The organism is Micromonospora sp. NPDC048887, from assembly GCF_040649715.1.
Taxonomy (GTDB): domain Bacteria; phylum Actinomycetota; class Actinomycetes; order Mycobacteriales; family Micromonosporaceae; genus Micromonospora.
The window spans coordinates 1-11,529 of record NZ_JBEZGA010000013.1 but is presented as its reverse complement, the minus strand read 5'-3'; the positions used below and the strand labels follow the sequence as shown (position 1 = coordinate 11,529).

Sequence of the window (11,529 nt, the reverse complement as noted above, 5' to 3'; positions counted from 1 at the left end):
GGCTACCTCCGGTCCGGGGTGACGCGGGTACGGATGTGGTCGGGCGGATCGCCGAGGGAGGCGACCGCTTCGGAGAGGCAGCGCCACAGCGCCCACGCCTCGTCGGGGGTCAGGTGCATGCGGCGCCGGCCACCGCCGACGGCGAGATAGATCGGGTACGGGTCGGGCCGGTCGGGGCCGACGCGGACGGACACCGCCGTGCTGCTCGCGCCGTCCGGGCTCGGTGCGCGGAGCCGGTAGAAGGTCGGGGCGGTCACCGCGACTCACCCCCGTCGGCGTCGAGGATGTCGCGCAATGCGTCCGGCAGCAGTGGCCCGCGACGCTGCCGGGGCAGGGCCGACCGGACCGGTTCCGGCGTCGACTCGCGACCGACCTGGGCGAGGATGTCCGCCGCGTTGGCCGGAGCCGGGTATTCGCGGGCGAGTTCGCGGATGTGGTCGTCGGTGATGTACGAGAAGCGGACCCGCATCGGTTCCGGGGTGCCGTCGAGGATCACGTACCCGACGCCCTTGGCCCACCGTGGCATCTGGTCGGCCAGGGCACCCCGATTGCGGGCGCCGTCGCCCAACACGAGGTCGACCTGAGCCGCCTCGGTGAGGCCGAGCGCGATGCGGGTCGGGAACAGGTCCCGGAACGGCAGCACCTCCTTACGGGGGTCCTGCAACGCGGCGACTACCAGGACGCCGACCCCGGCACCCTGGGACAGCAGTAGCCCGAGCGAGCCGGCGATGCGCTTGCGCAGCTCGACGTCTTGCAGGTACGCGGTGAGCGCGGCCATCTCGTCGATGACGACGACGACCAGGGGGTCAGCCTCGGTCGGGGTGTGCACTCGGACCGTCCCGGCGAGCCGGGCTTGCCTCTCCCGCATGACTGCCACGGCCTCGTCGAGGAGGTCGGCCATGGCCTCGAAGGACTTGCAGGCGAACCGGGCGAACAGGGGCTGGCCCATGGCGAACTCCATGCCGCCCTTGGGGTCGATCACCCAGAGCCGGACGAGACCGGAGGTGATGCCGCCGGCCAGCGACCGGACCAGTGACCAGAGCACCGAGCCTTTGCCGGACCGGGTGGCCCCGCCGATCAGGACATGCGTGGCGAGCAGGTGCAGGTACCAGGTGCCTAGGTCTTCCCGCCGGGCCAGCGGCAGCGCGGTGAGGTCCGGAACGGCCGGGGCGTCGAACGGTGCTACGACCGGCCGCAGGGCATCGGTGCGGACGAGGACCAGGTAGACCACGGTCGGCCGGTCCCGGAACCGCACCCGGTCCACCCATCCCAGCAGCCGCGCCCGATAGCCGGTACGGGTGGGCGGGTCGTCGGGCCGCTCGGAGTAGACCCGGGCGTGCCGCCGACCGAAGGCGTACGCGAGGTTCGCTGTGACCTGTTGGAAGTCGGCCGGGGTCTGCCCGCGGACCATGCGGATGGTCAGTACGTCGAGTGCCTGATCCGAGCGCACGCGCAGCAGTTCGGGCAGGACGGCGCGACGGTCGTACGTGTCGGCCAGGCCGCAGAGGGTCATGGCCTCGTGCCACGCCCGCCGGTAGATGAAGAGCTGACGGAATCGGCCGAGCAGCGGCCCGGCGCACCACCGCCACCAGGACGCCTCATCGCGCCACCGCCACAGAGCCGACCCCGCCGACGCCAGGACCAGCGGCACGACCAGGCCCGCCCAGCCGTAGTCGGCGTAGAGGACAACGGCGAGCACGACCAGGCCGACGGTGACGGGGTGGCGCAGGCACCACCAGCAACCCCGGGCGAGCCAGCGCAGCACCAGGCCGAGCACGACCGCCCACATCGGCAGAACGAACCGCTTCGGTCGGACCACCAGCAGATCCCCGGTCGTCAGCACCACCTCGCCACGCGGCCGGCGCATCATCGCGCACCCCGCAGCGACACGAACCGACCCGACCCATCCCGGACCGGAGGGAACGGAAGAACGGGCTGCCCGACCCAGAGCGGGCAGCGGTCAGCCGCACCGCCGGCCGGGTCGAACCGGGACTGACACACGCCGCACCGAGGCTGAACCGGGGCAGGCGAACGCCTACGCTTGGACACGTCACTACCTCTCTCGACAGAGCAGGGGAAAGAGACAGAGGGCGGGGCTGCCGTCCGCCAAGACCTGACAGCCCCGCCCCCACCTGATGCGGCTACGCCGCCGCCTTGCTGGCCACGCCCGCCGGGGCGCGCATGCCGGTCGCCCGCAGCGAGTACGCCATCCGGCCGTTGTTCGACACGTACGGCGTCACCGTCATGCCCTCGAACTCCACCGCCTCGAACGGGGCGCCCGTCGGCGGGACCGGCTGGTAGTCGGCGGAGATCTTGACCGTCGTTTCCCGGGAGCGCTTGCCGAGCTCCGGGTCCAGGTCCATCACGCGGACCTGCCACACCCGCTGGCCGGTCAGCTTGTCCTTCGCCGGGCTACGCCGGCCGGTCTTCTCGTCGTAGTCCTCGACCTCACCCAGGGACTCGGGGACCAAGGCGCATCCCGCCGGGAACACGTCCTCACAACGCACGGCGAACCTCGTACCGCCACGCAGAGCCATCGCTCAACCTCCAGGTTGTTGGCATGTCTGCCAAGTTGAGACTCCAAGGTAGACGGCACTTGGCAGACAAGTCAACAAGTTGCCTCTCCACGCCCCGCTATCACGGCCGGAGGTGAACGAAAACAGCGGCAAGACCGCTTCAAGCGTCGCCAGACTTTCGCTGTCCACAGTGGACAGTCCGCGGACACTGCGAGATGACTGAGGGTGCGAACTTTAGCTGCTTTGCGTCACGTTCAGCAACGGGAAATGACCTCGCGGGCGGGCGACACGCCACGAGCGTGCACATCAGGGACACCGCGGACAGCAGCCGGGGAGAACGAGCGACGGCCCCTCCGATGCAAGCGGAGAGGCCGTCGACCTGTCGGCGCGTCCAGTGCATTGAACCGACCGAAGGGGCACATCGCCGCAGGTCAGGCTAGTAACGCTGCCCTGCGAGCTGCCACCAAGAGTATGGCATACCGCTAGATCTCTCGAAAACTCCGGTACTTCGGCGAGCACAAAGAAAGTCTTGAGTATGCGCAACCATAGGGTGCAGGAATGGTTTCGAATTAGGCCGTCAGCGACCGAGCCGAAAAACGTCCCGATAAGCATCGGGATAGGCCACGAAGAGCACCTCGCTGACTAATCCTTCCATTAATGCTTACAAGTTCCACTCCGTTTGATGCAGGAATGAGTCAACACTCTGACCTGCGACTTCGCCCGCGAGAGACGGGCGAAGTTGGCCCGGCCCGCGTTGGGACCCAGCCCGCCCCGACCGAGTCACCACCGTGAACCGAAACGAGCCACTCAGCGGCTCACGGGATCGGGACTCAGTTGGTCAACCGGGAGGGGGTGAATTGCGGCGTCCGACCCTCTCGTGCGATGATCTGCGTCGGCCAAGGAGAATCCTTCGATCCGGGTGGGAATGCAAGCCCGCCCGACTCAGCGTCGAAGGCCCATCTCTGCAGCTCATTGTCCAGTGCATCGAACCGAAGAAGGTGAAGCTTGACCGAGATGACTCTTTCGCTGCGGCTCCCGCAGGCCGTGATGATCCAGATCCTGGTAGTGATCATCCTCGTCCTGGGCGTCACGCCAGCCATCGTGTAGCTCGCGCGGTCGTGGGGAGGGCCTCCTCCCCACGACCGGCACCCGCCTAGCGAAGCAGGCCAGGTGCCTGGTTCAACCCACAAAAGGCGGGTATCGCCGTGCTATGTCAAGCCAGCAGACACCAGCAGTCGATGACGATCATTCGCGACCCGCGCATGTTGACGACACGACCGTCGAGGCATTGGGCGAGCTGAGCAAGGCACTGGAGACGATCCACCGCGTACGTGGTCACCTGTACTCGGCGCATCAGCTCGTTGGCGGCGCGGATCTCACCCTCGATCGGGTGGTGAAGCTGCTCCGCGAGGCCGGGCACGACGAGACGGCCGACCGGGTCGAGCACGAATTGTTGGGCCGCAACCTGCTACCCGGCCGTTGGACGTTCCAGATCGTGGAGGAGTTCGACGACGGCTACTACGCCGCGTTCCAGGAGATTGAGCGGGACGCGCGGGAGAAGCTAGCCGGCGGTCGGCGGCACATCTACGAAGCGGAGATGAAGGAGCGGCGGCGTACCCACGGGATGCCGGGGCACGAGGCTACACCAGAGGAGTGAGCGGTAGACCGTTAGGCAGCATCGAGGCCAGGGCGTTGGCTCTGGCCTCGATGATCCTCATACGTGCCTGATACTCGGCCGGTTCCCGGTGTGCAGCCTGGCTGGTGACCTGGCCGGGCCACTTGCGGTAGAGCAGCCCGTACTCCCGGGTGAAGTAGCCGGCGCTGACGGCGTTGGCGGCGAGCAGTAGGCCCGTGTCCTCGGAGGCCGGAAGGGCCATCCAGCCGCCCAGGGCGAAGACGAGATCCCGCCGTAGGCACAGGGTCGCCGGGTGCACCGATGCGCGGTAGTCGTTGGTTTGCCAGAACGAGAGGACTGCGCCGCGGTCGACGACTCCGCCGGCTGGATCCTTGTCCCATCCGGCGGTTGACCCGTCCGGCAGCAGATCGAGTACCCGCGAGGTGGTCCAGCCGATCTGCGGGTGCGCGTCGAAGGCGGCGATGTCCCGGGCGAGCGCGCCGGGGGTCAACTGGTCGTCGGCGTCCAAGACCTTGATGAGTTGCCCGGCAACCCGGGAAAGGGCGAGGGTGCGGGCAACACCGGGCCCGCCGGGGCGGCCGGTGCCGAGACTGATCCGGGGATCATCCGGCAGCACGTCGACCAGGGCGCCGGTCTGCCCGTCCTCTTGGACGAGCCATTGCCAGTCCCACGCGGTTGGCATTTCCTGCTTCGCCAAGGACTCGTAGGCGCCGGCAAGGTGCTCGATGCTGGGCGCGTGGACCGGAGTGATGACCGAGACGAGCTGCGTCAAGTCTTCCACCGTTGGAGTTTGTGGGAGTAGACAAGCTCGGTCCGGTCACCCGGCATCACCACGTCGGCGACCTCGACGACCCGGCCTGTGGTGTCGACCGAGGTCTTCCGGACGGTGAGCACGGAGACGCCCGGGTCGATGTCGAGCAGTTCGGCCTCGTCCGGCGACGGCGGACGCGCTCGGATCTCGTCGTCGATCCGGTCCAGCTCGATGCCGAGCGTGTAGAGCTGGTGCTGTGTGCCGCCGGGCCAGGGTTCCTTGCTCTCGTCGAGCAGGTCCGGGTTCGCTGCCACCAGGTCGTACGGCAGGTAGGAGTACGACACGGTCAGCGGCGCGCTCTCGCGGCGGGAGGAGGTCCAGTAGACGCGGCGCAGCAGCGGCGTACCCGGCTCGACCTGCAAGGCCGCCGCCATCTCCGCATCCGCCTCCACCCGGGAGTACTCCGCATGGAACTTCAGGTCGTCGACGGTCAGGCCGGTGTCGTGCTCGGTAGCGCCGGTCTTCAACCGCTCGGCCTCGTCGAGCAGGACCCGATCCTTCTCCCACTGGTACCGCTCGCTGTTGCGACGGCGTACCCGCTGCCGAGGCGCCCGGACGTAGGTCCCGCGCCCCTGCTCGGCCCGGACCAAGCCCCATTCCCGGAGCTGCCGGATAGCGTTGCGAACGCTGGTGCGGGAGAGGCCGGACGACTCGGCCAGCTCGGTCTCGCTCGGCATGAGGGTGCCCGGGGCCATCTCTCCGGCCATGATCTTTACCCGCAACTCCTCCGCGAGTTGCAGGTATCGAGGGCGCCAGTCCCGGCCATGCACACCGGTCACCGTACCCCCTAGACGTTCCAACGTCTGCCAGGTGGTCCCGCCCGCCGGCCGTGGGGGAACCGGAGGGACCGTTACCGCTGCTCGCGGCGGCTGCCCACGACGAGGGCCAGGAGCACGGGGAACGGCGACGCCCCGACGGCCGCCCGAGTTCATCGCCCCTCCCCCGTTCGATGGCCCTGACTGACGGGTGCCCGCATCACCTCACGGGCGCGCGCCAGCTCGTCAATCAGCCGGTCGAGCTGCGCCGCCGAGAGGAGCACCGTTTGCGTCGCGCCGTAGCGGGTCGCGTCGAGCTTGACGGCCAGGTCCCGACGCGCGAACCGGTCGATGAGTAGCTGAAGGCTGACCCAGCCTGTCCGCTCCCGGCCGATGGTGGCGAGGAAGCCGCGGTGCATCGGGTCGTTCGGTCCGCAGCCCCGGCACCATCCCGGGCATGTGACCGACGGCGGGGCACTCTCGGTCATGGGCAGGCCGTCACTCATCGTTGGCTCCCTGGTCGCCGCCGGCCCGCTTCAACAGATCGCGCAGATGCTCGACCAGTTCGGCCACCTGGGGCAGCGACAACTCTGCCCAGCCGCTCCCCGTCCGGCACCACGAGTGCACAGCGACCAACGGCGCCAGCGCGTCAGCACCGATGAGGTAGGTGACGACGGCTCCGCTCGACCGGACGTCACCCACCCGGAACATCGGCCCTCGGTGACGCCGGGCCATGTGCGCCATCAACGGCGGCACCAAGTGGCCGCAGCGATCCGGCGAGCACCAGCCCGGGTGACTCGTGATCTCGGTCGGCTTGTTCGTCCGCCTCATCGCGGCCACCGCCCACCATTGCCCCGGTAGGACTGCGCCAGCGTCATCAACGGCGCGTACCGCAGCGTAGGCAACTCCCGGGTCGGTCCCGCACCCCACCAACACGTCGGGACGGCATTGGTCGGCGTGCACCGCATCGGCGAGACGTTGCTGTCGGTGGCCACAGCCGGCGGACGCCTCCCGGACCACCAGGACGAGAACCAACCGCGCCGACGATGAGAGCCGGACATCGCACCTCCACAGGTAGGCGAGGACCGGTGGCCAGCCACGGGGGAATGCAGCCGGCCACCGGCCCGAATGAAGGCACGGCGCACCGTCCGACACAGACCGGCCGGGTATCACCGAGCCAACTTGTACGCGCGGCTACCGCACCCGGTCCGACAGGACGCCGCGCGTCAGGTGCGACCAGGGCCGGCGCGCCACCACCCCTGATACGAACCGTCACCCTGGCCGCACACAGGGAAACGTACCTACAAGTGGACGTGTTGTCCATACGTCGAAACGTGTCGCTCGGTTGGCACTTGGTAAGACAAGTGCCAGGTACGGTGAGCAGGTGCCCACCCCGCACTACGGCCTACCCCGCTACCGCGTCATCGCCGACGAACTGAGGGAGCGCATCGAAAGCGGCGCTATCCCGCCGGGCGCTCTCTTGCCGCCAGAGAGTGCACTCACCGCCGAGTTTCGGGCAAGTCGAGGGACCGTGCGGCAGGCCATAGCGTTCCTGCGGGACGAGGGTCTGTTAGTAACAGCCCATGGACGGGGCACCTACGTCTCGCCGAATACCCCTCAGAGTGCGAGTACCGTCGTTACGAATACCTGGCATGAACGAGTGGCAGACAGGGAATTGGCCAAGATTCTGGATATTCCAGAGGGGGCGCGGGTGCGCACGCGCCGGGAGATCCGTCGCTCAGGTTCCCGAGTCGAGTCGGTAGTGGATCACTACGACATTAGCTAGTAGCGATACTTCATCGGCCTCGGATAGCATCCACAGTATCGAGCATCCCAGCCTTAGCCGCTTCCTCGCCGGGGTGAACGACGTGCGGAAGCAGGGGCCGCTCGTAGTCGAAGTGAAGTGACCTAATCCAGTCTGCCTTTTCGGGAAAATCGTTATCGGCGATAATGAACTGAACGTCATCGCGATAGGCGTCGACCAAAGTACGAACTCGATCGTAGATGCGCGCACCCATCGCCTTATCGCTGGGATTGACGCCCAGATTCTTTCGCGGCGTGTCGAGGATAATGAACTGGGGCAGCAGCGTGTCTCGCTGCGCAAGCGCATGCCCAAGGATCGTCAGATGATAAGCAACCGTTACGATGGTCTTCGTGCCACCAGCGACCGCAAGTGACTCGAATCGCTCACCGTTGACAAGAGGAAGATAGGTCTTACCGTCAATCGACGCAGAAGTGGCCCACGGAACTTGGAGCTCTCCAACCGTCTGCTCGAAGAGTTCACTCAGTTCACTAAGCACCGATCTGCGCGTCTTCAATCGAGCCTTGGATTTCGCAAGCCGCTCCTCTAATTGATTCCTCCGCGCTTCCATCTCGTTGACCCTTGACTCAAGAGATCTGAGCTCATCCCAAAAACGGATAAGGTTCTGGGTGTGCTCCAACTCAGCAAGAGCCTGCCCCCTCGTGCTACTGAGAAGCTCCACCTCGCTAAAGCGAGGCGTAACCGCTTGAGCCGTCACAAGATCCAATTCATCCTTGAGCCGCCGGAGCCGCTGATCCGCCTCGTCCAACACCGCCTGAGCCCTGTCGGCGTCCGCCATCGCGCGCGCGAGGAGACTCTCCAACTCCAATACCTGCTCCTCGCTATCCCCGAGTGAAGCCTCGAACTCGACACCAGCTAAGGGATCAGCCTGAAGACAGAGCGGGCAGACATGGGCTGGCGCACGCCCCTCGTCTAGGTGCTGGGTACAGCGAGGGCAGACAACGAATTCAAGAGGTGAAAGGCGCCGGCTTGCTGTACGGGCCTTATCTTCGCGAGCAACGTTCAGGTGCAGCTGCGCGAGTGCGTGCTCCCTTCGCGCAACCTCTGAGTACGCAAGCTGACATGCCTCTGCAAACTTCTGCGCATCTTCCTCCGCTCGCAGCACCTGTGAGCGCAAATCTTCGTGGGCGTGCGTTGTCGCGGCAATCTCAGTCCGCAATGCTGCAAGTCCTCGGGCGGCTTCTTCGGCCTGCTCGCCCAGAATCAACTGTCGCTCGCGAAGGCTCTGTTCGTCCCTATCAGTTGCCGTCTCAAGGAAGGTTCTCACCGCTGCTGCGCGGCCTTCAGCAGCCCTCAGCGCATCTCGAACTCGACCCAGTTCCGTCTCAATGTCCAACTGTTCCGGATCAAGAAGCCCGAACATCAACTCGAATACCGCTCGCCGCTTCGGCTCTCGAAATACCTCAGTGTGGTGAACAATGCTCCGGTCGATCTCTTGCTGCTCTACATAGAGATAGCTGAAGATGTCGTTGAATGTAAGGGGAACGGAGGCTGCCGTAGCCTTGGTTCGCGCCCTCGGCATCGCTACGACAGGAATGCCGAGCATGCTAAGCAAGGTTTCACTGACGTTTGCACGATCAGCCGTTGACCGAATTGGAACCTGCTCCACCAAGAGGCCGTCGCGAGGGTCTCGAAATTCCACAGACGTAGCGGCCTTTCCGGCCAGCCCTCGTGTTAACTCTAGCGGTATCCCGTTCAACGAGATCTGAGCACGCACACGGTTAACCTCACTCCTCACAACGGGAGTCAGAACGGCGTTTCCACCAAGGACGTGTTTGATAAGCTCCAGCAGACTGCTTTTTCCTGTTCCCACCGGTCCATCTAGCACCGTGCACGGGCCGGCGAAGGAGTAGGTGTAGTTGCCTGCGTCGGTGGCAAGTTCTACAGAACTGATGCGGAAGCGGACGCTCATCAAATCTCCGTACGATGTGGCCGATCGACTACATCCGGCAGGCGATCGTAAATGAGGTTCTTGAGTTGGTTTCCATTTGACCTAGCAAAGGCTTTACGAAGTACTGCGCATCGCGCCGCGGTTCTTCGCCAAGCGGGGTCAAGTGAGAGAACCTCAGCGACAGCCCGCCCACCTTCGGTAGGACGAAGGGTAACGTTTCCCTGCCTGCCCGGAACATATTCAACTAGACCTCGCCCTACCAGGGCACCGATGATGCCGTAATAGCGATCGTCCCACGGACCGTATTTGTAGCGGACCATCCGAGACTCAACTGCTCTACGCTCGTCTGGTGTAGGCCTTGTTGTTTCGTCAAGGGCGAGGCGCTCAACACCCATATCGGCCAACTGCTCAAGAAATACAGGATATCGTAGAAGAAAGTCGAGCTTGGCAAGCTTTGTCAGTCCGTCGAGAGAACCTCGCTGTCCAGAAAGCGCGTGGATCAGAATAAGTACGCGGGCTTGATGGTACTCCGCTTCGCGTCGCTCGCGGAGCATCGACGCCCTCCGCCGCTTGGCTAGGCGATCGTCAATTGACGACGGAGAGTGAGCGTTTAGCCGGTCGTCGCTGATCTGACGTCTTGCCGCCGCTTGCAGGGCGGCGTTCATGGCTTCTTCCTCAAGTTGAGGCGTAGTCATCGGCCCACCTCTAGGTCAAGCAGAGGCCGTGCGTTTAGCTGCGCTGCTTCCCGTAGTGCCTTCTCGACATCGAACTCCTCACTGAACCAGATCTCGCATTCTGCCGTAAGGTTCAGCGCCAGCCCGAAAAGGTGTTCAGGCGTCAGGGTGAGAGACGGCGATGGAACAACATCCCCGTTGCGGAGCTTTTCACGCAGTTGCTCGTACATTCGCTCGCCCCAATCTGCGCCGGAGTTGGCGACGGCCGCTTCGACATCGCCGGCGATCTCCAAGATCTGGGCCTCAAGATCTTGTCTCTCAGCCTCGTCTCCGGGGAGGTCGTGCCGAGCCTCCTCCCATTGAGCGAGCCAAGCTTCTCTCAGCCGCAGAGCGCCGCGGATCCGAGTACTTCGCACGCCACCGGCAGCCAACTTCACCCTTAGACGATCGTGTCCAGAGGTCGTCCACCGGCGAAGAAGGGTCCGTGGACGCGGTGCAGGAAGCACGTCTTCGAGGTCCGCCCGCCGGATTGTTCGCGCCTCAACCAGTGCCGCTTGGACTGCACGCGCACTTCCATACTGCGGGTTCGTGAGCCACATAGCGTACTGGCCGCGAAGTTCGTTCGCCTTATTCCGATTGGCGATGAGCGTAACGACGCCGTCGTAACAATCACCACAGGCGGCGGAATCGTGCCCAGAGAGGTCTAGTACCGGCCGCATTACCTCTTCTACATGTTGGGTGCGGATGTACATTCTGGATGGCAAGTCGGAACATATCCGCAAGACACGCATGAATCGCTCGACTTCTTCCAGCAGGTCTGCTGGCGGTGTCGGCCTCAGCGCCCTACGGCGAGGCGGCTTGGGTGTTTCAGGAATACCCTCAAACTTTCGCCGGCGACGTGCGGCCAATAGAGCAAATGCGAGTTCGTCACGACAGGCAATCATGTCCCCGTCAAAGGGCACGCCATCTGCCGCCTTCAGGCAGGCTCGATGAAGCTCCAAAGCGTCCGCCGCGCCCGGCTTGAGCCCGGCGTTGGTAAGCAGCCGGGCTCGCGTCGCTCCAAGCGTCTTCCAACGCGAAAAAAGATGCGCGATACCCCCTGAGACCGCAATCTCGGAAAGATTCCACGGTCCTTGGGTGCCCTCTCGATGCTTGCAACTCACTAGTTCTATGTCGTTGTTCGCGCGTTCAACCACATAGTCCTCGTGAAACTCGCATACGATTCGTTGTATAGTCGAGTCCTCATACAACATGGCAATGCAGTCCGCAGCAGTGCAGTGATGTTGCCAACCGTAACGGTCCTGCGTGTCTGACCCACTGTCCTCTTCGTGAGCCACCCCCGCTTTCATGGAGCTTCTTGACCATGGTCTGATGGCCGTGGGGGAGGAAGTCGTCCGTGGCAGCACCGAAGAAGTACCCCGACG

General features: G+C 64.8%; 12 protein-coding genes and 1 pseudogene. 2 read left to right on the top strand and 11 right to left on the bottom strand.

The genetic code is table 11. The annotated features are described in order from the left end of the window. Window positions 1-2 precede the first annotated feature (2 nt). From AB0C17_RS20130 to AB0C17_RS20120, 3 genes are all read right to left on the bottom strand, one after another. Window positions 3-257 carry a hypothetical protein gene (locus AB0C17_RS20130; RefSeq protein ID WP_357479849.1) on the bottom strand — a complete coding sequence of 85 codons (255 nt, stop codon included), beginning with the start codon at window positions 255-257 and terminating at the stop codon, window positions 3-5. Continuing rightward, complete coding sequence (locus AB0C17_RS20125; protein WP_357479846.1) at window positions 254-1,867, bottom strand: FtsK/SpoIIIE domain-containing protein; 1,614 nt, start codon at window positions 1,865-1,867, stop codon at window positions 254-256. The genes AB0C17_RS20130 and AB0C17_RS20125 overlap by 4 nt, the downstream gene beginning before the upstream one ends. A gap of 274 nt (window positions 1,868-2,141) precedes the next feature. Beyond that, entirely contained in the window at window positions 2,142-2,537 is a 396-nt protein-coding gene (locus tag AB0C17_RS20120; protein ID WP_357479844.1) for a transcriptional regulator, read from the bottom strand. Window positions 2,538-3,726: 1,189 nt separating this feature from the next. On the opposite strand from AB0C17_RS20120, the gene AB0C17_RS20115 reads away from it, so the two are divergent. Beyond that, on the top strand, window positions 3,727-4,173 hold the full coding sequence (locus tag AB0C17_RS20115; protein ID WP_357479841.1) for a hypothetical protein: 447 nt from the start codon (window positions 3,727-3,729) through the stop codon (window positions 4,171-4,173). Here the strand turns inward: AB0C17_RS20115 and AB0C17_RS20110 are convergent. From AB0C17_RS20110 to AB0C17_RS20095, 4 genes are all read right to left on the bottom strand, one after another. Continuing rightward, the gene (locus AB0C17_RS20110) at window positions 4,157-4,933 is read right to left on the bottom strand and encodes a glycosyltransferase (RefSeq protein ID WP_357479838.1); all 777 of its coding nucleotides are present in this window, start codon (window positions 4,931-4,933) and stop codon (window positions 4,157-4,159) included. The two genes, AB0C17_RS20115 and AB0C17_RS20110, sit on opposite strands and share 17 nt — an antisense overlap. Then, window positions 4,921-5,742: a GntR family transcriptional regulator gene (locus AB0C17_RS20105; RefSeq protein ID WP_357479835.1), complete on the bottom strand. Its 822-nt coding sequence runs from the start codon at window positions 5,740-5,742 to the stop codon at window positions 4,921-4,923. The genes AB0C17_RS20110 and AB0C17_RS20105 overlap by 13 nt, the downstream gene beginning before the upstream one ends. Window positions 5,743-5,891: 149 nt before the next feature. Next, window positions 5,892-6,224, bottom strand: a complete 333-nt coding sequence (locus AB0C17_RS20100; RefSeq protein WP_357479832.1) for a precorrin-4 C11-methyltransferase — start codon at window positions 6,222-6,224, stop codon at window positions 5,892-5,894. Beyond that, window positions 6,217-6,753, bottom strand: coding sequence for a hypothetical protein (locus tag AB0C17_RS20095; protein ID WP_357479829.1), 537 nt, complete (start codon window positions 6,751-6,753; stop codon window positions 6,217-6,219). The genes AB0C17_RS20100 and AB0C17_RS20095 overlap by 8 nt, the downstream gene beginning before the upstream one ends. Before the next feature lie 349 nt (window positions 6,754-7,102). Here AB0C17_RS20095 and AB0C17_RS20090 point away from each other — a divergent pair, with 349 nt between their 5' ends. Further along, window positions 7,103-7,504 (top strand): GntR family transcriptional regulator, encoded by a 402-nt coding sequence (locus tag AB0C17_RS20090; RefSeq protein ID WP_357479826.1) that lies wholly within the window; start codon window positions 7,103-7,105, stop codon window positions 7,502-7,504. A 10-nt stretch (window positions 7,505-7,514) separates the two neighbouring features. On the opposite strand, the gene AB0C17_RS20085 is transcribed toward AB0C17_RS20090, so the two are convergent. From AB0C17_RS20085 to AB0C17_RS20070, 4 genes and pseudogenes are all read right to left on the bottom strand, one after another. Further along, a complete protein-coding gene (locus tag AB0C17_RS20085; RefSeq protein ID WP_357479823.1) occupies window positions 7,515-9,452 on the bottom strand; it encodes a hypothetical protein in 1,938 nt (645 codons plus the stop codon). Further along, complete coding sequence (locus AB0C17_RS20080; protein ID WP_357479820.1) at window positions 9,452-10,126, bottom strand: hypothetical protein; 675 nt, start codon at window positions 10,124-10,126, stop codon at window positions 9,452-9,454. The genes AB0C17_RS20085 and AB0C17_RS20080 overlap by 1 nt, the downstream gene beginning before the upstream one ends. Further along, window positions 10,123-10,542, bottom strand: coding sequence for a hypothetical protein (locus AB0C17_RS20075; protein ID WP_357479959.1), 420 nt, complete (start codon window positions 10,540-10,542; stop codon window positions 10,123-10,125). Before AB0C17_RS20075 ends, AB0C17_RS20080 begins: the two co-directional genes overlap by 4 nt. A gap of 678 nt (window positions 10,543-11,220) precedes the next feature. Next, window positions 11,221-11,454 (bottom strand): annotated as a pseudogene (locus AB0C17_RS20070) (dsDNA nuclease domain-containing protein); the annotation flags it as partial. Between the last annotated feature and the right edge of the window lie 75 nt (window positions 11,455-11,529).

Coding starts and splice junctions, on each gene's coding strand:
- AB0C17_RS20100 (WP_357479832.1), bottom strand. CDS start 6,224: ATGAGTGACGGCCTGCCCATGACCGAGAGTGCCCCGCCGTCGGTCACA.
- AB0C17_RS20115 (WP_357479841.1), top strand. CDS start 3,727: ATGTCAAGCCAGCAGACACCAGCAGTCGATGACGATCATTCGCGACCC.
- AB0C17_RS20125 (WP_357479846.1), bottom strand. CDS start 1,867: ATGCGCCGGCCGCGTGGCGAGGTGGTGCTGACGACCGGGGATCTGCTG.
- AB0C17_RS20085 (WP_357479823.1), bottom strand. CDS start 9,452: ATGAGCGTCCGCTTCCGCATCAGTTCTGTAGAACTTGCCACCGACGCA.
- AB0C17_RS20120 (WP_357479844.1), bottom strand. CDS start 2,537: ATGGCTCTGCGTGGCGGTACGAGGTTCGCCGTGCGTTGTGAGGACGTG.
- AB0C17_RS20080 (WP_357479820.1), bottom strand. CDS start 10,126: ATGACTACGCCTCAACTTGAGGAAGAAGCCATGAACGCCGCCCTGCAA.